This window comes from Kitasatospora sp. NPDC005856 (assembly GCF_040629945.1).
In the GTDB taxonomy this organism is placed as follows: Bacteria; Actinomycetota; Actinomycetes; order Streptomycetales; family Streptomycetaceae; genus Kitasatospora.
Window position 1 is genome coordinate 1 of the sequence record NZ_JBEXWT010000094.1, and the last position, 22,444, is coordinate 22,444.

21 protein-coding genes are annotated in these 22,444 nt (G+C 72.6%); 5 read left to right on the plus strand and 16 right to left on the minus strand.

All coding sequences use genetic code 11. The features are described 5' to 3' along the window. Positions 1-484: 484 nt before the first annotated feature. Complete coding sequence (gene tyrS, locus ABZ449_RS35135; RefSeq protein WP_360354273.1) at positions 485-1,753, minus strand: tyrosine--tRNA ligase; 1,269 nt, start codon at positions 1,751-1,753, stop codon at positions 485-487. Positions 1,754-2,044: 291 nt separating this feature from the next. Here tyrS and ABZ449_RS35140 point away from each other — a divergent pair, with 291 nt between their 5' ends. After that, positions 2,045-2,575, plus strand: a complete 531-nt coding sequence (locus ABZ449_RS35140; RefSeq protein WP_360354219.1) for an HNH endonuclease — start codon at positions 2,045-2,047, stop codon at positions 2,573-2,575. A gap of 123 nt (positions 2,576-2,698) precedes the next feature. Here the strand turns inward: ABZ449_RS35140 and ABZ449_RS35145 are convergent, their stop codons facing one another. The 7 genes from ABZ449_RS35145 to ABZ449_RS35175 all read right to left on the minus strand — a co-directional run bounded on the left by ABZ449_RS35145 (position 2,699) and on the right by ABZ449_RS35175 (position 8,880). Further along, positions 2,699-4,708, minus strand: coding sequence for a PQQ-binding-like beta-propeller repeat protein (locus ABZ449_RS35145; RefSeq protein ID WP_360354221.1), 2,010 nt, complete (start codon positions 4,706-4,708; stop codon positions 2,699-2,701). A gap of 119 nt (positions 4,709-4,827) precedes the next feature. Beyond that, the gene (locus ABZ449_RS35150) at positions 4,828-5,133 is read right to left on the minus strand and encodes a 4a-hydroxytetrahydrobiopterin dehydratase (protein WP_360354223.1); all 306 of its coding nucleotides are present in this window, start codon (positions 5,131-5,133) and stop codon (positions 4,828-4,830) included. Positions 5,134-5,207: 74 nt separating this feature from the next. Next, on the minus strand, positions 5,208-5,387 hold the full coding sequence (locus ABZ449_RS35155) for a DUF1272 domain-containing protein (protein WP_360354225.1): 180 nt from the start codon (positions 5,385-5,387) through the stop codon (positions 5,208-5,210). A 123-nt stretch (positions 5,388-5,510) separates the two neighbouring features. Then, positions 5,511-6,269, minus strand: a complete 759-nt coding sequence (locus tag ABZ449_RS35160) for a sulfite exporter TauE/SafE family protein (RefSeq protein ID WP_360354227.1) — start codon at positions 6,267-6,269, stop codon at positions 5,511-5,513. 219 nt (positions 6,270-6,488) lie between these two features. Next, a complete protein-coding gene (locus ABZ449_RS35165; RefSeq protein WP_360354229.1) occupies positions 6,489-7,538 on the minus strand; it encodes an SPFH domain-containing protein in 1,050 nt (349 codons plus the stop codon). Between the two features lie 10 nt (positions 7,539-7,548). Beyond that, positions 7,549-7,971: an NfeD family protein gene (locus ABZ449_RS35170; RefSeq protein WP_360354231.1), complete on the minus strand. Its 423-nt coding sequence runs from the start codon at positions 7,969-7,971 to the stop codon at positions 7,549-7,551. A gap of 117 nt (positions 7,972-8,088) precedes the next feature. Continuing rightward, complete coding sequence (locus ABZ449_RS35175) at positions 8,089-8,880, minus strand: ABC transporter ATP-binding protein (RefSeq protein ID WP_360354233.1); 792 nt, start codon at positions 8,878-8,880, stop codon at positions 8,089-8,091. A gap of 150 nt (positions 8,881-9,030) precedes the next feature. On the opposite strand from ABZ449_RS35175, the gene ABZ449_RS35180 reads away from it, so the two are divergent. Then, positions 9,031-9,834, plus strand: a complete 804-nt coding sequence (locus tag ABZ449_RS35180) for a hypothetical protein (RefSeq protein WP_360354235.1) — start codon at positions 9,031-9,033, stop codon at positions 9,832-9,834. A 66-nt stretch (positions 9,835-9,900) separates the two neighbouring features. Here ABZ449_RS35180 and ABZ449_RS35185 read toward each other — a convergent pair whose 3' ends face one another. From ABZ449_RS35185 to ABZ449_RS35195, 3 genes are all read right to left on the minus strand, one after another. Beyond that, entirely contained in the window at positions 9,901-10,557 is a 657-nt protein-coding gene (locus tag ABZ449_RS35185; protein WP_360354237.1) for a response regulator transcription factor, read from the minus strand. Further along, positions 10,550-11,647, minus strand: coding sequence for a GAF domain-containing sensor histidine kinase (locus ABZ449_RS35190; RefSeq protein WP_360354275.1), 1,098 nt, complete (start codon positions 11,645-11,647; stop codon positions 10,550-10,552). The genes ABZ449_RS35185 and ABZ449_RS35190 overlap by 8 nt, the downstream gene beginning before the upstream one ends. Positions 11,648-11,935: 288 nt before the next feature. Further along, positions 11,936-14,554 (minus strand): FHA domain-containing protein, encoded by a 2,619-nt coding sequence (locus ABZ449_RS35195; protein WP_360354239.1) that lies wholly within the window; start codon positions 14,552-14,554, stop codon positions 11,936-11,938. Between the two features lie 222 nt (positions 14,555-14,776). Here ABZ449_RS35195 and serB point away from each other — a divergent pair, with 222 nt between their 5' ends. Further along, positions 14,777-16,033, plus strand: a complete 1,257-nt coding sequence (gene serB, locus ABZ449_RS35200; protein WP_360354241.1) for a phosphoserine phosphatase SerB — start codon at positions 14,777-14,779, stop codon at positions 16,031-16,033. 118 nt (positions 16,034-16,151) lie between these two features. Here serB and ABZ449_RS35205 read toward each other — a convergent pair whose 3' ends face one another. The 3 genes from ABZ449_RS35205 to ABZ449_RS35215 form a co-directional block, all read right to left on the minus strand. After that, positions 16,152-16,679, minus strand: coding sequence for a histidine phosphatase family protein (locus tag ABZ449_RS35205; protein ID WP_360354243.1), 528 nt, complete (start codon positions 16,677-16,679; stop codon positions 16,152-16,154). A gap of 177 nt (positions 16,680-16,856) precedes the next feature. After that, positions 16,857-16,979, minus strand: a complete 123-nt coding sequence (locus ABZ449_RS35210) for an SGM_5486 family transporter-associated protein (protein ID WP_360354244.1) — start codon at positions 16,977-16,979, stop codon at positions 16,857-16,859. Between the two features lie 100 nt (positions 16,980-17,079). After that, positions 17,080-18,369 carry an MFS transporter gene (locus tag ABZ449_RS35215; protein WP_360354246.1) on the minus strand — a complete coding sequence of 430 codons (1,290 nt, stop codon included), beginning with the start codon at positions 18,367-18,369 and terminating at the stop codon, positions 17,080-17,082. Between the two features lie 126 nt (positions 18,370-18,495). On the opposite strand from ABZ449_RS35215, the gene ABZ449_RS35220 reads away from it, so the two are divergent. Further along, a complete protein-coding gene (locus tag ABZ449_RS35220) occupies positions 18,496-19,173 on the plus strand; it encodes an FCD domain-containing protein (protein ID WP_360354248.1) in 678 nt (225 codons plus the stop codon). 130 nt (positions 19,174-19,303) lie between these two features. On the opposite strand, the gene fabI is transcribed toward ABZ449_RS35220, so the two are convergent. Together fabI and fabG are read right to left on the minus strand one after the other, a co-directional pair. Then, the gene (fabI, locus tag ABZ449_RS35225; RefSeq protein ID WP_360354250.1) at positions 19,304-20,071 is read right to left on the minus strand and encodes an enoyl-ACP reductase FabI; all 768 of its coding nucleotides are present in this window, start codon (positions 20,069-20,071) and stop codon (positions 19,304-19,306) included. A 2-nt stretch (positions 20,072-20,073) separates the two neighbouring features. Beyond that, positions 20,074-20,793 (minus strand): 3-oxoacyl-[acyl-carrier-protein] reductase, encoded by a 720-nt coding sequence (gene fabG, locus ABZ449_RS35230; protein ID WP_360354252.1) that lies wholly within the window; start codon positions 20,791-20,793, stop codon positions 20,074-20,076. A gap of 311 nt (positions 20,794-21,104) precedes the next feature. Here fabG and ABZ449_RS35235 point away from each other — a divergent pair, with 311 nt between their 5' ends. After that, positions 21,105-22,250: an MBL fold metallo-hydrolase gene (locus ABZ449_RS35235; RefSeq protein ID WP_360354254.1), complete on the plus strand. Its 1,146-nt coding sequence runs from the start codon at positions 21,105-21,107 to the stop codon at positions 22,248-22,250. Positions 22,251-22,444: the final 194 nt, after the last annotated feature.

The window sequence follows — 22,444 nt, forward strand, 5'->3', positions numbered from 1 at the left end:
TCTGAGGCCGGGGATGTCAACATATCTGGCGTTGACTTTTGGCACGCTGTTGAGTTCTCAAGGAACGGACGCTTCCTTCGGACCGCCTTCCAGCGAACCCTCCGGGCTTCGTTCTTTCGTGTTTCCAGCTTATCAGATGTTTTCCGCTCCGTTTTACCGGAGTTTCATTCATCCAATTTCCCGAACTGGCCGGGTCCGCTTTTCGCGACGTCCCCCACACTAACCCATTCCGAGTTGCTACTCGAAATTCACGCTCACCCGATTGACGGGAACGCCAAGGGGCCCATTTTCATGGGGACCAGGGTGAGAGTGGGTCTTGCTGGTGGGATGGCCGCTCCAGCGACTCGTTCAACACTAGGCCACCTGGACGACATCGTCAAACGTCGAGGGCCGGATCTGTCCAGATCCGGCCCTCGAGGCTCAAAGCCGCAGCTCAGAGCAGGTGTGTTTCAGCCAGGCCGCAGCCGGCCGGTCCGTCGGCCGGTCAGCCGGCGGTGACCAGCTCCGCCGCCGCCAGGTTGCGCTTGCCGCGCCGCAGCACGAGCCAGCGACCGTGCAGCAGGTCGGCCTCGGTCGGGACCGCCTCCTCGTCCGTCACCTTGACGTTGTTGAGGTAGGCACCGCCCTCCTTGATCGTCCGGCGGGCGGCCGAGCGGCTCGGCGACAGGCCGACGGCGACCAGCAGGTCGACCACCGTCTGGAGCTCGGAGACCTCGGCCTTCGGGACCTCCGCCAGCGCGGCGGCCAGGGTCGGGGCCTCCAGGTCGGCGAGGTCGCCCTGGCCGAACAGCGCCTTGGACGCGGCGACCGCGCGCTGGTACTGCTCCGCGCCGTGCACCAGCGTGGTGAGCTCCTCGGCGAGGGCTCGCTGGGCGAGGCGGGCGGCGGGGCGCTCGGTGGTCTCGCGCTCCAGCTCCTCGATCTCCTCCTTCGAGCGGAAGCTGAAGATCCGCAGGAAGTTGGGGATGTCCCGGTCGTCCGCGTTCAGCCAGAACTGGTAGAAGGCGTACGGGGTGGTCAGCTCGGGGTCGAGCCAGACCGTGCCGGTCTCGGTCTTGCCGAACTTGGTGCCGTCGGCCTTGACGATCAGCGGCGTGGCCAGCGCGTGGACGGACTTGCCCTCGGCCTTGCGGATCAGATCCGTGCCGGCGGTCAGGTTGCCCCACTGGTCGCTGCCGCCGGTCTGCAGGGCGCAGCCGTAGCGGCGGTTCAGCTCCAGGTAGTCCATGCCCTGGAGGATCTGGTAGCTGAACTCGGTGTAGCTGATGCCCGCGTCGGAGTTGAGCCGTCGGGCGACGGCCTCCTTGGCGATCATGTTGTTGACCCGGAAGTACTTGCCCACGTCACGCAGCAGGCTGATCGCCGACATCCCGGACGTCCAGTCCAGGTTGTTGACCATGCGCGCCGCGTACGGGCCCTCGAAGTCGAGGAATCGCGAGATCTGGCCGCGCAGGCGCTCGACCCAGCCGGCCACCGTCTCGGGGTCGTTGAGCACGCGCTCGGCGGTGGGCTTCGGGTCGCCGATCAGGCCCGTGGCGCCGCCGACCAGGCCGAGCGGGAGGTTCCCCGCCTGCTGGATGCGGCGCATGGTGAGGATCTGCACCAGGTTGCCGAGGTGCAGGCTGGGGGCCGTCGGGTCGAAGCCGCAATAGAACGTGACCGGGCCGTCCGCGAACGCCTTGCGCAGTGCGTCCTCGTCAGTGGACAGGGCGATCAGCCCACGCCACCGCAGCTCGTCGACGATGTCCGTCACGGTCACGCTTCTCCTTCGATCGGGCGTCCGCCCAGTGCCGGCCCGGTTCGGTCGGGCCCCGGGTCGGTACGACTCCAGCCTGATAGAGCCTACGCGGTTCCCGCCAGCGAGTTTCCCCGAGGCACCCCACCGGGTCGGCTGGCCCTCTACCCCGGCCCCTCCCCGATACCGGAAATTCCGTTGTTCGACGGCTGCGGGCCCATTCAGAGTGGTTCCACCGCCGTGCGGCGGCAGTGACGTGTGTGGAGACGGTCGTGCCGCCGTGGCACGCCCGCGGGAAGGGTGTGCCGAGTGCGCAACACGCTGGTTCTGAACGCGAGCTACGAGCCCCTGACGACGGTGTCGCTCCAGCGCGCCGTCGTCCTGGTGCTCCAGGACAAGGCGGTGGTGGAGCAGGCGCATCCGCTGCGCTCGATCCGGGGAACGGGTGTGGCCGTCCCGGTGCCACGGGTGATCAGACTGCAACGGTACGTACGGGTGCCGTTCCGACAACAGGCTCCGTGGTCGCGGCGGGGTGTCCTGGCCCGGGACCAGCACCTGTGCGCGTACTGCGGCCGGCGGGCCACCACGGTGGATCACCTCCAGCCGAGGTCGCGCGGTGGTGCCGACAGCTGGATGAACACCGTCGCCGCGTGCGCGGAGGACAACCAGTACAAGGCGGACCGCACACCGGAGCAGGCCGGGATGAAGCTGCTGCGCCGGCCGTTCGTGCCGACGCCGCAGGCCAGTCTGATGCTGGCGCTCGGTCTGCGCAGTTCGGAGGTCCGGGACCTCGCCGACTGGCTGCCGGCCGTACCGGGCCGGCCCGTCTCCGCGGCGTGAGGCGTCCTCGGCCCGAGGACACTCCCGGCGCCCGGTCGGCAGCGGGTGGGACGGCGCGGGCGAGGAGCGGGGCAAAACGGGCGGGGAACGGAGCGGCGCGGGCGAGGAGCCGGGCTGAAGGCCTCAGTCCTTCGCCTGGTACCCCGCCGCCGTGCCGTAGTTGGTCGAGTGCTCGGGCACCACGACCACCTGTCCGCCGCCGATCAGCACCCGCCCGGAGATCAGCAGCGAGCCGGTGCCGGCCGGGAAGTTGCCGCCGGTCGCCTCCTGGCCGCCCGCCAGCGGGAACCGGCTGAGCCGGGCGGGCTGGTCACGGCGTTCGTCGGCGGCGAGCACCAGCGACCCGCCGTCGATGCCGATCGCCCGGACGGCGCCCTTGGCGGCGGTCGGCGCCTTCCAGTGCTGCTTGCCGGTGTCCAGGTCGTAGCCGACCGCGGACACCGGCCCGCCGCCGTTCGGCTCCAGGGTGGTGACCATCGTGCGGCCCTCGAAGTACACGCCAGGAGTGGCCGAAAACGTACCGTGGGCGACGTTCAGCCGGCCGCCGTCGACGGTCACCGGGATCTCGGCGGCCGGGTCGCCGCCCGTGCCCCAGGCGAACACCCGGTCGTCCTCGGGCTTCGCGCCGGTCGTCAGGACCACCGACGGCTCCGCGGACAGCACCGTCACCGTCTTCGGCTGGTTGTTCAGGCCCCGCCACCAGCCGACCTTGCCGTCCGCGACGTTCAGCGCGACGGCCTGGTCGGCGGGGGTCGAATCGGCGCAGGAGGAGGCGACGAGCACCGTCTTCCCGCTGACGCCGCCGGACAGGGTGCAGAACTTGCCCTGGCCGGTGTACTGCCAGACGTCCTTCCCGTCGGCCGACTCCCAGGCCAGCACCCGGTCGTCCCCGACGGCCACCACCTTGTCCTCGGTGACACCGACCTTCGCCGAGTAGGCGCCCTTGGCGTCCGAGAGGGTCTTGGTCCACGCGGTCTTGCCGGTCTTGGTGTCCACGGCGGTCACCAGCGTGCAGGGGCTCTTCGGATCGGCCTGCGGACGGAACAGGGCCGCGCCCAGGCCCGCCTGGTTCACTCCCGCCGACAGCCCGCACGGAACGGCCCCGGCGGCCGGCGGCTCCACCGACCAGGTCGGCTTGCCGCCCGCCCGGTCGTACGCACGCACCCCGGAGCCGTCGGCCCGGACCACCGCGTCGGCCAGCAGCCAGCTCCCGATCAGGGTGTCGTCGCCCCCGGCCGGACCGGCCGCGGCGGGCTGCGCGGCCCAGGCCCTGGTGTGCGCCACCGCGAAGCCGGGCTCACCGCCGCTGCTCGCGGCCGCGCTGCCACCGCCCTCGGCCCCGACCATCAGCCCCGCCGCCACCAGCACACCCAGCGCGGCCACCCCGGCGCCGGTCCGCATCAGCAGGGCCCTGCGGCTGGGCACGTGGTCCCCGGCCAGTACCGCGTCGGCCGCCTTCCGCGCCTTGGCGGAGAGCGAGGAGGCGGAGCCGGAGCCGCCGCCGGTGCCTCGGCGGGCGGAAGCCCGCGAGGGCGAGGCGGGCCCGGCCTGCGGCCCGGGGGCCTGCTCCGCGGAGGTCTCCGCGGACTTCTCCGGGACGGTCACGGGCACGGGCGACGGCCCGGCCTCCTCGAGGTGCACGTAGCCGTCCGCCGAGTACTCCGCCCCCGCCGGGACGTACAACGCCTCGTCGCCGGCGGGCTGCTGCGCTGCGGTGTACGGCGTGGCGGCCTGGTACGGCTGCCCGTGGTCCGGGTACTGCGGATACGGCTGGTACTGCTCCTGCACGCCGTACTGGCCCTGGACGTCGCCGCCCTCGCCATAACCGGTCCGGCCGTATCCACCGTGGTCGTAACCGGCCTGGTCATGGCCGGCCTGACCGTAGCCGGACTCGTACCCGGTGTGCCCGTGGAAACCCTGGCCGGATTGCGGCTGCTGCCCGTACTCGACCGAGCCGTAGCCGGACTGCGGCTGCGGCTGCGATTGCGGCTGCCACTGCGACGGCTGATCCGGCGTCTGCTGCTGATCGGAGCGCCCGCCGTAGGCGCCGTACGCGCCGTTCTGCCGGTCCGGGTGGCCCTGGGGCGGCCACGGCTGCTGGGAGTGGGCGTCTCCGAAGGGCTCCTGCGCCATCCGTTCCGTCCCTCCCGAGCCATCTGCCTGCCGATGCGGCAGTCAGCATCTCACGCCCGCCCGGGGAGTCGGCCCGGGCCCTCGCCCGGATGGTCCCGGGTTTCCCCGGTCGTGCCGCCTCAGACCGCCGACTCGGCGCGCAGGGCCTCGTCGATCCGGGCGGCGAGGGTGAAGTCCAGCCCGGTGAGGCCGCCGGCGCTGTGGGTGGACAGGACGAAGCGCAGGGTCCGCCACCGGATGTCGATGTCGGGGTGGTGGTCGAGCGCCTCGGCCTGCTCGGCGACGGAGCCGACCACCCGGATCGCCGCCGGGAAGTCCGGCGCGTCGGCGGTGCGGGCGATGCTGTCGCCCTCCCGCGTCCACCGGGGCAGCGCCGCCAGAGCCGCCGTGATCTCGTCCTCGTTCAGCCGCGCCCTGCTGTTCATCGCCGCACTCCTGGTAGTTCTCTGGTGGGTCGTCGCTCCGGGACCGGGGCCCCGGGCCGCCCGCGATACCGGTGTCAGGCGGCCTTCCGGCGCGGACGGGCCACCAGCTCGCCGCCGCAGTTGGGGCAGGTGGCGGCCATGGCCTCGGTGCAGTCCGGGCAGAAGGTGCACTCGTAGGAACATATCGAGGCGCGGCCGTCCGCGGTCAGCGACACCGCGCAGCGCTCGCAGCTCTCCCGCATCTCCAGGGCCATGGCGTACTCCTCCGACCTGCATACGGTCTGACGGTCGTTCGATTCGATTCGGCTCAGCTCGGCTCAGCTCGGCTCGGCTCGGCTCAGCTCGGCTCGGCTCAGCTCGGCTCAGCTCAGCTCAGCTCAGCTCAGCAACAGCTTGGTGACGGCCACGAGGCCGACCACCACGATGACAACGCGCAGCGCGGTCGGCGGGAGGCGCCGGCCCACCTTGGCCCCGAGCAGGCCGCCGACCAGCGAGCCCGCCGCGATCAGACCGGCGGCGGCCCAGTTCACGGTCGAGGTGAAGAGGAAGAAGAGCGCGGCGACCGCGTTCACGATCATCGCCAGGGCGTTCTTCACCGCGTTGATCCGCTGGAGGTCCTCCTGGAGCAGCATGCCCATCAGCGCCATCAGGAGCACGCCCTGCGCGGCGCCGAAGTAGCCGCCGTAGATGCCGGTCAGGAACACCCCGACCAGCAGGACCGGGCTGCCGTCCGGATCGCCGCCGGGGCGGCGGCGGGCGGCGACGGCCTTGGCCACCCGGGGCTGGATCACCACCAGGACGAGCGCGAGCAGGATCAGCACCGGGACGATCGCGTCGAAGGCCCCGCTCGGCAGCTTGGTCAGCAGCAGCGCGCCGAGCAGCCCGCCGAGCAGCGAGGCGGTGCCCATCCGCAGCACCCGGCGTCCCTGGTCGGCCAGTTCACGGCGGTACCCGATCACCCCGCTGAGCGAGCCGGGGACCAGGCCGAAGGAGTTGGAGACATTGGCGGTGACCGGTGGGATGCCCACGGCGAGCAGGACCGGGAAGGTGATCAGGGTGCCGGAGCCGACGATCACGTTGATCATCCCCGCACCGACGCCGGCCACCAGGACGGCGATCGACTCCCAGAGCGTCATGGGTCACCTCTCCTCTCGGTCCTGTCCGAGGGGATCATGCCGGACGGCCCCGCGGGCCGACCAGACCCGCCCGCGATTCGGGACGCACGCCACAGTGTCCGGTCCGTGCGCCGAGGCGCCACGAACGCCCGGGGCACCGGATGCGGCCGCGGCACCACGAACGCCCGAGGGCCCGCCACCTCCCGGCGGCGGGCCCTCGGCGAAGCACGGGTCGACCGATCACTCCGGGTCGATCTTCGGGTACTCCCGGGCCGGGTCCACCCGGGGACGGGCGGCGCCCTTCTCGGTGTCCACCGGCCGCGGGCCGGAGGCCGGGTCCAGCGGCACCTGGGTGGCCGCCGGGGCCGCCTGCGCGACGCTGGGCGCCGCGACCGCGCCGCCGTTCACCCCGCCGTTGCCGGTCAGACCGGTGAAGGCGCCACCGAGGCCCTTGAGCGCATCGCCGACCTCGCTGGGGATGATCCAGAGCTTGTTGGAGTCGCCCTTGGCCAGCTCGGGCAGCGTCTGGAGGTACTGGTAGGCGAGCAGCTTCTGGTCGGCGTCGCCGTCGTGGATCGCCTCGAAGACCGTCCGGATCGCCGCGGCCTCACCGTCCGCGCGCAGGACGGCGGCCTGCGCCTCACCCTCCGCCTTGAGCACCTCGGCCTGCTTCTCACCCTCGGCCTTGAGGATCTGGGCCTGGCGCTGGCCCTCGGCGGTGAGGATCGCGGCGCGCTTGTCCCGGTCGGCGCGCATCTGCTTCTCCATCGAGTCCTGGATGGAGGTCGGCGGCTCGATCGCCTTCAGCTCGACGCGGTTGACCCGGATGCCCCACTTGCCGGTGGCCTCGTCCAGCACACCGCGCAGGCCCGCGTTGATGACCTCGCGCGAGGTCAGGGTGGACTCCAGGTCCATCGAGCCGATGATGTTGCGCAGCGTGGTGACGGTCAGCTGCTCGATCGCCTGGATGTAGCTGGCGACCTCGTACGTCGCGGCGCGGGGGTCGGTCACCTGGTAGTAGATGACGGTGTCGATGTTGACGACCAGGTTGTCCTGGGTGATCACCGGCTGCGGCGGGAACGGCACGACCTGCTCGCGCAGGTCGATCCGGTTGCGGACGCGGTCGATGAACGGGACGACGATGTTCAGCCCTGCGTTGAGCGTCCGGGTGTAGCGGCCGAAGCGCTCCACGATCGCGGCGCTGGCCTGCGGGATGACCTGGATCGTCTTGATCAGCGCGATGAAGGCCACCACGACCAGGACGACCAAAACGATAAGGACGGGTTCCACGGACTCTCCCCTAGACGACCAGGGCGGTCGCGCCCTGGATTTCGACGACGTCGACCTGCTGTCCGGGCTGGTACACCTGGCCCGGGTGGAGCGCACGGGCCGACCAGATCTCGCCGTTCAGCTTGATCCGCCCGCCCTCCCCGTCGACGGTTTCCGCGACGACCGCGGTGGCGCCCTGGAGCGCCTCGATGCCCATCTTGACCTGCGGGCCCCTCTGGAGCTGCCGGTAGGCGATCGGGCGGACGAACACCACCAGCGCGACCGAGACGACGACGAAGGTCAGGGTCTCCAGGACCACTCCCCCGCCCAACGCGGCCACTCCGGCGGCGGCCAGCGCCCCCACCGCGAACATGGCGAACTCCGGCATCGCGGTGAGCACCAGCGGTATGCCGAGCCCTGCGGCGGCCAGGAGCCACCAGATCCAGCTGTCCACACGTCCATCCTAGGGAGCGAAGGCCTTCCAGGCGGACAGTTCCCGCAGGTCGAGGGGCGGAAACCGGTCGCGCGTACGACCGGTTCCCGACGGCCTTCCGGATGAACGGACGGGGCCTCAGCCCAGCGGCAGGCCCTGGGCCGACCAGCGGTCTCCGTGACGCTCCAGGGTGAGCGGCAGGCCGAAGCACTTGGAGAGGTTGCGGGCGGTCAGCTCGGTGTCGATCGGGCCGGCCGTGAGCACCTTCCCCTGGCGGATCATCAGGACGTGGGTGAAGCCCGGAGCGATCTCCTCGACGTGGTGGGTGACCATCGCCATGGCCGGGGCGAACTCGTCCTGGGCGAGCGCGCCGAGCCGGCGGACCAGGTCCTCGCGCCCGCCGAGGTCCAGGCCGGCGGCGGGCTCGTCGAGCAGCAGCAGCTCGGGGTCGGTCATCAGGGCGCGGGCGATCAGGGTGCGCTTGCGCTCGCCCTCGGAGAGGGTGCCGAACTTGCGGTCGGTGAGGTTGGCCATGCCGAGGCGGTCGAGCAGGGCGAGGGCGCGGGCCTCGTCCGACTGCTCGTAGGTCTCCTGCCAGGTGACCGTCATGCCGTACGCGGCGGTGAGGACGGTCTGGAGCACGGTCTGCTCGGCCGGCAGCTTGTCGAACATCGCGGCGCCGGCCAGGCCGATCCGGGACCGCAGCTCGAAGACGTCGATCTCGCCGAGCTTCTCGCCCAGCACCGTGACCTTGCCCGAGGTCGGGAACAGGTACGAGGAGGCGATCTGCAACAGCGTGGTCTTGCCGGCGCCGTTCGGGCCCAGGATGACCCAACGCTCGCCCTCGGAGATGGACCACGAGACCTGGTCGACCAGCGCGCGCCCCTCCCGGACCACGGATACGTCCACCAGCTCCAGCACGTCGCTCATGCCTACGCCTTCCCCAAAAAACAAGATTCTCGGCCGTCGGTGCGGGCGGCGAGCCTCCTCCGGCAGCCGGTGGGCACGGGGAGGGTGCGCCGCACACGCATGGGCAAACCTACGCCACGCGGATGACCGCCGATTCCGTAGGCTGGCCGGATGCTCGTGACTCCTGCCGACAATCCGTACGAAGAGCCCCGTTCGGGGCGGCTCACCGCGTGGGGCAACGCCCTGCTCGCCGGATCGGCGTCTCCGGACGACGCCGCGGCGGCCGTCCTGGGCGCCGACGAGGTCCACCGGGTGACCGGGCTGCCCGGCGACCGGCCCGGCGAGCAGCACGGCCTGACCTGGGCGCTCGGGCGGCTCCGGGTGCTCGGGGTGAAGGGCCTGCGCCTCGCGCTGCCCTCGGCCGGGCACCCGCTCGGCCTGACCGGTCCGAGCGCCTTCAACGAGCTGGCCATGGGTGCGGGCGAGGCCGTCCTGGCCGTGGGCGCACCGCTCGGGCTGGTTCCCGAGGTGGAGGTGTACGGCCCGGTCGGCGACCGCTCGGCCACCGTGCTGTGGCGCTGCTCCGAGGTGAACGACGCACCGCCGGCGGACGTGCCGTCCCTGCACGAGGCGGAGCGCGAGCTGGCGGACGGGCTGCGGGAGGCGACCGTCGTGCTCACCCGCCTCGACGTGGCCGGTGCCGGGCCCGAGGCCCTGCGCGCCCTCGACGCCTACCGCCGGCGGGGCCACGGCGAACTGCTGGCCCCCGGCTACCCGCCCCGGGCCGTCCGCGTCCTGGAGTCGGCCCGCCAGGTGTCCGCCCTGCTCGCGATCGCCTCCGCCGGGCACGGCGCCGCCGTCAGCGCCTCGGAGATGGCGGCCCGCCAGTCCGTCCTGGCCCCGCTGCGGCGCACCGCCCGGCGGGCCCAGGTGGCCGCCTACAACGCGCTCGTGGACGAGCGGGACGACCGCTGAGGGATTCCGGGCCCCGGGCCGTCACCGGGCGGCGGCCGCCGGGCGGTGACGGCCCGGGGCCGGCCGCTACTCCTCGCGGGTCTCGCCGTGGCGGACGGCCCAGAGTGCCGCCTGGGTGCGGTCGGCCAGGTCCAGCTTCATCAGGATGTTGGAGACGTGGGTCTTCACCGTCTTCTCCGACAGGTGCAGGCTGCGGGCGATCTCCCGGTTGGAGCGGCCGTCGGCGATGTGCCCGAGGACCTCGCGCTCACGCTCCGTGAGCGTGCCGCCGCGGCCCTGCGGGGCGCGCGGGCCGTCGTCGGAGAGCAGGGCCTCGGCCAGTTCGGGCTGGAGCAGGACGTGGCCCGCGTGCACCGAGCGGATCGCCCCGGCCAGCGCCTCCGGGTCCACGTCCTTGTAGACGTACCCGGCCGCACCGGCCCGCAGCGCCGGAACCATCGTGCGGTGCTCGGTGAAACTGGTGACGATCAGGATCCGGGACCGGCTGCCCTCCCCCTTGAGCGTGCGCAGCGCCTCGATGCCGTCGACGCCGGGCATCTTGAGGTCCATCAGGACGACGTCGGGGTCGAGTTCCCGGGCCCGCTCGACGCCCTCCGCCCCGTCGGCGGCCTCCCCGACCACCTCGATGTCGTCCTGGACCTCCAGGAAGGTGCGCAGCCCGCGCCGAACCACCTGGTGGTCGTCGACCAGCAGGACACGGATCGACGGTGTGCTCTCAGGCACCGGGGACCTCCATCTCGACGAGCGTCCCCCGACCGGGGGCCGACTCCAGGGTGAGTGTGCCGCCGACGGCGGCCGCGCGGTCGCGCATCGAGGCGAGGCCGAGGTGACGGCCCGCCCGCCGGACGGACTCCGGATCGAATCCGCGTCCGTCGTCGTGCACGCGCAGGAGGGCGCCGCGCGCGGGCGTTCCGGCCAGGGTGACGGTGACCCGGCGGGCGCCGGAGTGGCGCAGCGCGTTGTGCAGCGCCTCCTGGGCGACTCTCAGCAGTGCGGCCTCCTGGGCGGGCGGCAGCGCCCGGACCCCGTCGGCGGCGAAGGCGACGTCGGCGGTGTGCGCCCGGTCCAGGACCTGCACCTGGGAGGCGAGGGTGGCGCTGAGCCCGTCCTCCTCCAGGGCGGCGGGGCGCAGTTCCACGACGACGGCGCGCAGTTCGTCGGCGGCCTCGGCGGCCAGCCGGGCGACCTCGGCGAGTTCGGCTCGCGCCCGGGCCGGGTCGCGGTCGACGAGCTTGGCGGCCGCCTTGGCGGTGAGCCGGAGCGAGAAGAGCTTCTGCGCGACGGCGTCGTGCAGGTCGTGGGCGATCCGGGCCCGTTCGCCGGCCAGCGTGAGCTCGCGGCTGCGCTCGTACAGCCGGGCGTTGGACAGGGCGAGGGCGGCGTGCGCGGCGAGGATCCGCAGGAGTTCCTCGTCGTGGTCGGTGAAGAGGCCGCCGCCGCGCTTGTTGGCGAGGAAGATGACGCCCATCACCTGCGGCTCGTCCTCGGCCGCGTCGGTGTCCAGGATCGGCATGCCCAGGAAGGCGTCCAGGTCGGGGTGGGCTTCGGGCCAGCCCTCGAAGGCGGGTGCCCTGCGGACGTCCACCAGCCGGGTGGGGCCGGTCTCGTGCAGCATCGCGGCGAGGACGCCGTGCTGCCGGGGCAGCGGGCCGATCGCCCGCCACTGCTCGTCGGTGACGCCGTCGACGACGAACTGGGCGAAGCCCCCGTGGTCGTCGGGCACGCCCAGGGCCGCGTACTCGGCGCCGAGCAGGCCGCGGGCGGAGGCGGTGATGCGGCGCAGCACCTCGCGGACCTCCAGGTGCCGGCTCATGGCGAGCAGTGCCTGGCTGACGGCCTCGATCCCGGACAGGCAGGGTTCGCAGGCGGGCAGCGGGCCCCGGTGGGCCCGGTGGTCTCCGGTGGTGCTGGGCATACCGCCAAACTACCGCCGCCGCGGTGACGGCCGCGTCCGTCCGCGGCCGCCCCGGTCCCGGGTCCGTGGACCTAGGTCCCGGGCGCTCCAGGGCCCCGGGAGACCCGCGGGCCGGGCCGGAACGCCGAAGGGGCGGCCCTCCCGGGTGGGAGGGCCGCCCCTTCGGCGTTCGGCCGGTGCGGGGGGTCAGCCCTTCTGCATGACCTCGGGCTCGTGCCGGCGCTGAAGCCTGGTCACGATGACGCCGATGACGACGGAGATGGCGACCAGCACGCCCGCGTCGATCGCCCACTGGGCGACGCTGTGCTTCCACAGCGGGTCGTAGTTGGGGTTCTGGAAGTCCTTGTTCCAGGGGCCCATGAGCGTGGACAGGTCGAGCGTGGTGGACACGATGCCGGTGCCCCAGCGGGCCGGCATCAGCCAGGCGACCTGCTCCAGTCCGGGCTTGCTGAAGATCTGGAAGAGGCAGCCGGTGAAGACGACCTGGACGATGGCGAACATGACCAGCAGCGGCATGGTCTTCTCGGCGGTCTTCACCAGCGCGGAGATCATCAGGCCGAACATCATCGCGGCGAAGCTCAGCAGGATCATGCCGATGGTCATCTCGACGACCGGCAGGTTCTTGACGATCAGGCCGTGCTCGGGGAGCTTGCGCGGCAGGAAGCCGACGGCGGAGATGATGGCGCCCTGGATCACGCTGAAGATGCCCAGCACGATGATCTTGGACATCATGTACGCCGAGCGGGAGAGCCCGGTGGCTCGTTCCCGCTCGTAGATCGCCCGTTCCTTGATCAGCTCACGGACCGAGTTGGCCGCTCCGGAGAAGCAGGCGCCGATCGCCAGGATCAGCATGATCGTCGCGGCGCCGCTGTTGAGGTGCAGCTGCGTCTTGGGGTTGGGCGCGAGCCCCGGTTCGTTGGGGATCAGCACGCTGACCGCGCCGATGACGGCGGGCAGCAGCACGGACAGCGCGAGGAAGCCGCGATCCGAGGCGAGCACCGACATGTAGCGGCGCATCAGCGTCCACAGCTGCGATCCCCAGCTCTGCGGCTTCGGCGGCCTGATGGCCTCCTGGGCGACCTGGACGTGCTGCACCTCGCCCGCCTCCACGGTGGGCGCGGAGTACTGCTGGTAGTGCACCGAGCCGCGGTAGCGGCCGGCCCAGTCGTGGTCCGGGTAGTTCTCGAAGGCCTGGAAGACGTCCGCCCAGGTCTCGTACCCGAAGAAGTGCAGCGCCTCGTCCGGCGGGCCGAAGTAGGCCACCGCACCGCCCGGAGCCATCACCAGCAGCCGGTCGCAGAGCGCGAGTTCGGCCACCGAGTGGGTGACGACAAGGATGGTGCGGCCGTCGTCGGCGAGGCCGCGCAGCATCTGCATGACCTCGCGGTCCATGCCCGGGTCGAGGCCCGAGGTGGGCTCGTCCAGGAAGATCAGCGAGGGCTTGGTCAGCAGTTCCAGGGCGACCGAGACGCGCTTCTGCTGGCCGCCGGAGAGCGCGGTGATCTTGTTGTCGGCGCGCTTGTCCAGACGCAGCTCGTACAGCACCTCGTCGATCCGCGCCTCGCGCTCCCTCGCCTCGGTGTCACCGGGGAAGCGCAGCTGGGCCGCGTACTTGAGGCCCTTTCGGACGGTGAGCTCGCGGTGCAGGATCTCGGACTGCGGCACCAGGCCGATGCGCGAGCGGAGTTCGGCGAACTGCTTGTAGAGGTTGCGGCCGTCGTACAGGACCTCGCCGCGGTCGGCCGGGCGGTAGCCGGTGAGGGCGCGCAGCAGCGTGGACTTGCCGGAGCCGGACGGGCCGATGACGGCGACCAGGGACTTCTCCGGGACGCCGAAGCTGACGTCGTCGAGCAGGACCTTCTTGGCGCCCTTGTGCTCGACCTCGACGGTCAGGTGGCGGGCGGAGAAGGAGACCGCCCCGGTGTCGACGAACTCCTGCAGCTGGTCGCCGACCAGGACGAAGCCGGAGTGGCCGACGGTCAGCCGGTCCTGCGGGCCCATCAGCTGACGCTGCACCCGCTGGCCGTTGAGGAAGATGCCGTTGTGGCTGCCGAGGTCGACGATCTCGTAGCGGCCGTCCGGGAGCTGGCGCAGCTCGGCGTGGTGGCGGGAGACCTGGAGGTCGGACACCACGATGTCGTTGTCGAGCGCACGACCGATCCGGACGGTGCGCATCGCCGACGTCAGGTTGCGGATCATGGTCGGCTGCGGCCCGCCGTCGTGCTGCGGCGGGGCCGGGAAGCCCTGCTGCTGCGGGAAGCCCCCGTGTTGCTGGGGCTGCTGCGGGGCCGGCTGGGCCTGCGCCGGAGCGTACTGCTGCTGCGGGAACGGCGGCTGGGCCTGCGGCTGACCGGGCCAGGCCTGCTGCTGCTGCGGCTGCTGGTACGGGTCCTGCTGCGGCCAGCCCTGCTGCGGGGCGGGCTGCTGGGGCGCGGGCACCGGGCCGCGGCTGGTGGCGGCCTCGTGCATCGGGGCGGCCTGGGGAGCGGCGGCCTGCGGGGCCGCGGCGTGCGCGGGTGCGGAGAAACCGAGCCGGGGGCCGTTCTCCGGGTTGCCCAGGTTGACCACGGCGCCGGGGAACAACTGGGCCTGCAGGGTCCGGGCCCCGGCCACGTACGTTCCGTTGGTGCTGCCGTGGTCGTCCAGCTGCCAACCGCTGCCGTTGAAACTGATGGTCCCGTGCTGCCAGGACACCCTGGCGTCCTCGAACGGGAAGTCCGACTGCGGGTTGCGCCCGATGGTGTAGGACCGCCCGGGCTCCAGAGTCCGCTGCTGTCCGTTGATCTCGATGACGAGTTGCGGCACTGCTCGCCTGCCCCGCTCTCTCGGTTCCCCCGAATTGTGGCCCCCGGCCGGGGCTGCGATGTTTCTCTGACTGACGGGGGGCATCATTCCAGCCCGCCGACCGCCGATGAAAGTCGGCCCGGACGACTGTGACCAGGCTGCTACCGACCCCGGACCACGGCGTCCCGCGAGGTGGGACGGGTGCCCGCCGGCCGTCGGGCTCCCGGTAGCGTGGGAGGCACCATGAACGCATCGCCCCTGGCCGCTGAGCCCCTCCCCGCCGCCCAGCACCGGACCGCGGACGAGCGCACCCTGCTCGTCAAGGTGTTCGGCAAGGACCGCCCCGGCATCACCGCCGGCCTCTTCGCGACGCTGGCAGGCTTCGGCGTCGACGTCATCGACATCGAGCAGGTCGTCACCCGTGGCCGCATCACGCTGTGCGCCCTGGTCACCCCGCCCCCCGCGCCCGGCGAGGAGGGTGGTCTGCGGGCCACCGTCCACCGCTGGGCCGACGAGCAGAAGCTCCAGGCCGAGATCCTCTCCGGCATCGGCGACAACCGGCCGCGCCGCGAGGGCCGTTCGCACGTCACGGTGCTCGGCAACCCGCTGACCGCCGCCGCCGTCTCCGCGCTCACCTCCCGGATCACCGCCTCGGGCGGCAACATCGACCGTGTCTTCCGGCTCGCCAAGTACCCGGTGACGGCGGTCGAACTGGCCGTCTCCGGTGTGGCCACCGACGAGCTGCGGGCCGCGCTGGCCCAGGAGGCGGCCACCCAGCGGGTGGACGTCGCGGTGGTCGCCGCCGGACTGGAGCGCCGGGCCAAGCGCCTGGTGGTCATGGACGTCGACTCCACGCTCATCCAGGACGAGGTGATCGAGCTGTTCGCCGCCCACGCGGGCTGCGAGGAGGAGGTCGCCGAGGTGACGGCGGCGGCGATGCGCGGCGAGCTGGACTTCGCCGAGTCGCTGCGGGCCCGGGTGGCGCTGCTGGCCGGGCTGGACGCCTCGGTGACCGAGAAGGTCCGCGCCGAGGTCCGCTTCACCCCGGGCGCGCGCACCCTGATCCGTACGCTCCAGCGCCTCGGCTACCAGGTCGCGGTGGTGTCCGGCGGCTTCACCCAGGTCACCGACCACCTGGTGGAGCAGCTGGGCCTGGACTTCGCGGCCGCGAACACCCTGGAGGTGGTGGACGGCAGGTTCACCGGCCGGGTGGTCGGCGAGATCGTGGACCGGGCGGGCAAGGCCCGCTGGCTGGCCCGCTTCGCCGAGCAGGCGAAGGTGCCGCTGGAGCAGACGGTGGCGATCGGCGACGGCGCCAACGACCTGGACATGCTGAACGCGGCCGGTCTCGGGGTGGCGTTCAACGCCAAGCCGGTGGTGCGCGAGGCCGCCGACACCGCGGTCAACGTGCCGTTCCTGGACACCGTGCTGTACCTGCTGGGCATCACCCGCGAGGAGGTCGAGGCGGCCGACGCGCTGCACGGCACCCCGACCGAATAGGAGTCGCCCGGCGGCGGCCGATGGAGTGAGGCCGCCCGGAGACGGCGCACGGCCTGCGGACACCCGAGGGGCGCGCGGATCGCATCCGCGCGCCCCTCACGACCGTCCGTTCCCGGGATCAGTCCTGCGGCGTGTGGTACGAGACCAGCTCGGCCACGCCCGGCTCGACGCCCTTCCAGGAGCCGCCGAAGCTGAGCACCGCGATCGCCGCCGTCGGGAAGCCCCCGAGCCGCAGCCGCTCCAGCGCGTCCCGGTCGCCCGCGTCCCCGGCCAGCACCTGGGTCAGGCCCAGCACCCCCGGGTTGTGACCGACCAGCACCACGTCCGAGTACTCCTCCGGGGTCTCCTGGAGCACGGCGATGATCTCCCCGGGGCTCGCCTCGTAGACCCGCTCCTCGTAGACGGTCTTCAGGGGCCGGTGCGGCAGCTCGTGCACCGCCAGCTTCCAGGTCTCACGGGCGCGCAGCGCGGTGGAGCAGACCACGTAGTCGGGGTTGATGCCGGAGTCGACCAGCCAGCGGCCGGCGTCCGGGGCCTGGTGACGGCCCCGGTCGGCCAGCGGCCGGTCGTGGTCGTCCACGCCGTTCGGCCAGTCGGCCTTGGCATGGCGGAGAACGATGATCCTGCGGGGCGTGTCGGCGCTCATACCCAGCAAGCTTGGCAGAAAAGCGGCCCGGCGGCGCGATGCTCCCGGATGGCGCCACTCCGAGGGACGACGAGTGCCACCGCGTCCCGTTCACCGGGGCTCCGGGTGGCGTACGGCGTCGGGTGGCGTACGGGTGCCGGCGGCGTACGGCCGTCGGGTGACGCGTACGGGCGTCCGTCAGCCGATCGAGGACGCGACGGTGGCGATGACCGCCACCACCACCACGATGGCGGCGAAGGCGAGGGCGATGCGGCCGAGCTGCTTGCGGCCGTCGGTGGGATGGGGATCGAGAACGGGCATGTCCGGAATTCTCCCATCCCGAACAGGCCCGTCGCCCGGCGACCCCTCCCCCGTGGCCGGGCCCGCACCCCACCGCACCGTCGCGTCCGACCGCCCGGCGTCAGGCCCGGGCCCGCTGCGCCGGGTGGACCGCCTCGTCCTCGATGTGGCGGGCCCGCGCGGCGCGCAGCCCGAACAGCATCTGCGGCACCAGCAGCAGCGCCAGGAAGCCCAGCGGCCAGTACCACTCGCCGGTGACGTCGTAGATCCGGCCGATCAGGATCGGGCCCGGGACGGCGATCAGGTAGCCGACGCCCTGGGCGAAGACGGACAGCTGGGCCACGCCGCCCGCCGTCCGGGCGCGCAGCCCGATCATCGTCAGCACCAGCGGGAAGGCGCAGTTGGACAGGCCCACCAGGACCGACCAGACCCACGGCGCCCCGGCGGGGGCGAGTGCCAGACCGGCGTACCCGGCGATGCCGCAGGAGGCCAGCACCACCACGAACAGCCGCTGGTCGCCGCGGCGGGCGGCCAGGTTGGGCAGCACGAAGGAGACCGGCACGCCGATCACCATGGTGACCGCGAGCAGCACCCCGGAGGTGCCCTTGTCGATGCCAGAGTCCTGGAAGATCTTCGGCAGCCAGCCCATCACCACGTACGCGCCGGTGGCCTGGAGGCCGAAGAAGCAGGCCATCGCCCAGGCCGTACGGCTGCGGGTGATCGGCAGCCTGGCGGGGGCGGCGGCTCCGGCGGCGCGCTCGCCGCGCTCGCGCCTGGCGATCAGCAGCGGCAGCCAGAGCACCAGGGCGAGCGCCCCGAGGGCGGCCCAGCTGCCCAGGCCGTAGCGCCAGTCCCCGCCGAGCGAGCTGGTCAGCGGCACGCTGACCAGGGCGGCCAGCGCGGTGCCGGCCGACAGCGCCATGGAGTACAGGCCGATCATCGGACCGACCTTCTCCGGGAAGTACCGCTTGATGACCACGGGCAGCAGCACGTTGGAGACCGCCACGCCGGCCAGGGCCAGCGCGGTGAACAGCAGGAACACCGCCGTGCCGCCGGCGAAGGAGCGGGCCAGCACGCCCGCGGTGATCGCGCCCATCCCGGCCGTGATCACCGCGATCGGGCCGATCCGGCGGGCTGCGGCCGGTGCGGCGAAGCCGAACAGCGCGAAGCACAGCGACGGGACGGCGGTGAGCAGCCCGGCGAGCGTCGGGTTCATCCCCAGGTCGTCGCGGACCTGGTCGAGCAGCGGTCCGAGGCTGGTGACCACGGGGCGCAGGTTGAAGGCGGCGGCGGCGATCGCGACGGCGAACAGCCAGCCCAGGTACTTGGCGGCCGGGGCGGCGGCGGGCCGCTCGGCGGGCGGCGTCCGGCTCTCGGTCCGGGCGGAAGCGGTGGTGTCTGCTGCGGGCATGAGCAGCATCATAGAATGATGGGATGAATTGATGCACCTTGGACTTGGCATGATGTGCCGACCGTTCATGCACCGGCCACCTCCCACCCAGGCCCCACCCGAGCCGTAGCCGTCAAGGAGACCCCCGTGGCGCTGTCCTCGCCGAGGCGCACCCCGCTGTCCGACCAGGTGATCGCACAGCTGCGTGCCCAGATCACCTCCGGGGAGTGGCCGGTCGGCTCGCGCATCCCCACCGAGGCCGCCCTGGTCGAGCAGCTCGGCGTCGCCCGCAACACCGTCCGCGAGGCCGTCCGCGCCCTCGCCCACAACGGGCTCCTCGACATCCGGCAGGGTTCCGGCACGTACGTGCTGGCCACCAGCGAGCTGGCCGGGGTGATGCACCGCCGCTTCGCCGACGCCGACCGGGCCCAGGTCGCGGAGCTGCGGTCGGCGCTGGAGACCTCGGCGGCGGCCCTCGCCGCCCGCCGCCGCACCGCGCACGACCTGGAGCTGCTGGACGGCGCGATGGCGCGCCGGGAGGCCGCCTGGCACTCCGGCGACGCCGAGGACTTCGTCCAGGCCGACGCCGCCTTCCACCAGGCCGTGGTGACCGCCGCCCACAACGACGTCCTGCTCGCCGTCTACGCCGACCTCGGCGAGGCCACCCGCGAGCTCCTGCGGCACGACATCGGCCCCGAGCTGATCGCCGAACGCTACATCGGCCACCAGGAGATCCTGGAGGCCATCCGGGCCGGCGACGCCGGGCGCGCCGCCGTGGAGGCCGGCCGCGCCGCCCCCGGCGCCTGCGCCACCGTCGAGGCCTGACCTCCCCGCCGCCCCGGCCCCGGTCCGCCCGTACCCGGGGCCCGGCTCCCGCGTGAGCCCGACGGGAACGAAACGCCGCTGCCCGGCACCTCCACGAGGGAGGGCCGGGCAGCGGCGTACGGGCGGAGCGTCAGGCGCCGATGGCGTGCAGACCGCCGTCGACGTGGATGATCTCGCCGGTGGTCTTCGGGAACCAGTCCGACAGCAGCGCGACGATGCCGCGGCCGGCCGGCTCCGGGTCGCTCAGGTCCCACTTCAGCGGGGAGCGGTGGTTCCAGGTGTCGGCCAGGTCGCCGAAGCCCGGGATGGACTTGGCGGCCATCGAGCCGATCGGACCGGCCGAGATCAGGTTGCAGCGGATGTCCCGCTCGCCCAGGTAGCGCGCCAGGTAGCGGTTGGTCGACTCCAGGGCGGCCTTGGCCGGGCCCATCCAGTCGTACTGCGGCCAGGCGAACTGCGCGTCGAAGGTCAGGCCGACCACCGAGCCGCCGTCCTGCATCAGCGGCAGCAGCGCCGTGGTCAGCGACTTCAGCGAGTACGCGGAGACGTTCATCGCGGTGGCCACGGACTCCCACGGGGTGTCCAGGAAGTTGCCGCCCAGCGCGTCCTGCGGCGCGAAGCCGATCGAGTGGACGATGCCGTCCAGGGTCGGCAGGTGCTCGCGGACCTGGTCGGCGATGCCGGCCAGCTGCTCCGGGTTGGAGACGTCCAGCTCCAGCACCTTGACCGGGTTCGGCAGCTTCCTGGCGATCCGCTCGGTCAGGCTCGGGCGCGGGAAGGCGGTGAGGATGATCTCCGCGCCCTGCTCCTGCGCGAGCTTGGCGGTGTGGAAGGCGATGGAGGACTCCATCAGCACACCGGTGATCAGGATCCGCTTGCCCTCGAGGATTCCGCTCATGATCAGTGACCCATGCCCAATCCGCCGTCGACGGGAATGACGGCTCCAGTGATGTACGCGGCCTCGTCCGATCCGAGGAACCGCACGGTGGAGGCGACCTCGGCGGGCGCCGCGTAGCGGCCCAGCGGCACGCCCGAGACGATCTCCGCGCGGCGCTCGTCACTGAGCACGGCGGTCATGTCGGTGTCAACGAAGCCGGGGGCGACCACGTTGACCGTGATGTTGCGCGGGCCGAGCTCACGCGCCAGCGACCGGGCGAAGCCCACCAGGCCGGCCTTGGAGGCGGCGTAGTTGGCCTGGCCCGGGGAGCCGGTCAGGCCCACCACGGACGAGATCAGCACGACGCGGCCCTTCTTGGCGCGCATCATCAGCTTGGAGGCGCGCTTGACCACCCGGAAGGTGCCGGTCAGGTTGGTGTCCACGACGGAGGTGAAGTCCTCCTCCGACATGCGCAGCAGCAGGGTGTCGTTGGTGATGCCCGCGTTGGCGACCAGCACCTGGACCGCACCGTGCTTCTGCTCGATCTCGGTGAAGGCGGCGTCGACCTGCGCGGCGTCCGTGATGTCGCAGCGGACCGCGAGGACGTCGTACTTGGCCAGCGCCTCGGGCACCTCGCCCGAGCGGCTGGTGATGGCCACCTTGTCGCCCGCTTCGGCGAAGGCCTGGGCGATCGCGAGGCCGATGCCCCGGTTTCCTCCGGTGACGAGAACCGAGCGGCTCAACGATCCACCTCTCTCCTGTGTGAGCACGTACGTCGGAATGCGTACGCAGTGTGACGCTATCGGGCGGTCGGCGGCGGCGGCGCATCGGTCTCCCACAGCGCCTCCCCGGTGGATCTGTCGCAATCCGACAATCCGGGCCCGCTCGTACCGTCCCGGCCGCGGACATCTCCCAGGCCCGGGCGCTGCCCGGATCGGGGCGACTGTACGGGAACCACACGGACGGGCGCACCCGTTGCCCCCGTGGTGCGGGCCGGCCCGGGAGCGGCCGTACCGATCCCCGACCCTCCCGGCGAGCGACGAAGGCAGAGCGGATGACCATGGCACGGCCCGGGAGCACCCACCGACGCGGACGACTGCTGGCCCTCACCGCCCTGGCGGCCGGCCTGGGCACGGCCGCCTGGGCGCTGCGCGACCTGCCGGCGGCGTTCGGACGGCGGCCGGACGGCGAGCGCGAGGAGCGGGTGCGCAACTCCCCGCAGTACCGGGACGGCGTCTTCCACAACGCGCCCTCCACGCTCGCCCGCACGGCTGGCGCCCCGGGCTTCGACGGCGCCACCGCCCGCCGGATGCTGTTCGAGCGGGCCGGCCGCGTCCCCGCCCGTCCGGTGCCGACCGTCCGCCCCGCCACCCCGCCCGGGCCGGCCGCCGAGGGCGTGGAGGTCATCTGGTACGGGCACGCCTCGGCGCTGGTGGAGATCGAGGGCTTCCGGGTGCTGCTCGACCCGGTCTGGAGCGAGCGCTGCTCCCCCGCCGCGCACGTCGGCCCCAAGCGGCTGCACCCGGTGCCGGTGGAGCTGGAGGAGCTGCCGCAGGTCGACGCGGTGCTGATCTCGCACGACCACTACGACCACCTGGACATGGCGACGGTCAAGCGCCTGGTGCGCAGCCAGTCCGCCCCCTTCGCGGTGCCGCTCGGCATAGGTGCCCACCTGCGCCGCTGGGGCGTCCCCGAGCACCGGATCATCGAGCTGGACTGGGACGAGACCTGCACCCTGGGCGACCTCGTGCTCACCCTCACCGCGGCGCACCACTTCTCCGGCCGCGGACTGACCCGCAACACCACCCTGTGGGGCTCCTGGGTGGTCGCGGGGCCGAACCGCAAGGTCTTCTACACCGGTGACTCCGGCTACTTCGAGGGCTACGCCCGGATCGGCGAGCAGCACGGCCCGTTCGACGCCGCGCTGGTCCAGATCGGCGCCTACGACGCCGCCTGGGCGGACATCCACATGACCCCCGAGGACGCCGTCCTGGCGCACCGGGACCTGACCGCCGGCCTGCTGGTGCCGGTCCACTGGTGCACCTTCAACCTGGGCCTGCACCCGTGGTCCGAGCCGATCGAGCGACTGGTGACGGCCGCCAAGGAGCAGGCCGTCCCGCTGGCCGTGCCGCGCCCCGGCGAGCGGGTCGACGTCGACAACCCGCCGGAGCCGGACGGCTGGTGGGAGGGCGTCGGCTGACGGCCCGCGCGCACGCCCCGGGACGGCGGGCCCCGGCGGCCGGGCCGCACCGGCCGGACCCGCGGCAACCCGGTCGAAATGAGCTGGCCGGAAACCCGGTGGACGGGAAATGATGCGGTGCGGGCGCCCCTGTGGCGCCGCACCGCCACCCTCCGCGACCTGGGAGCCCGATTGCCTCCGATCCCTCCGGCCGA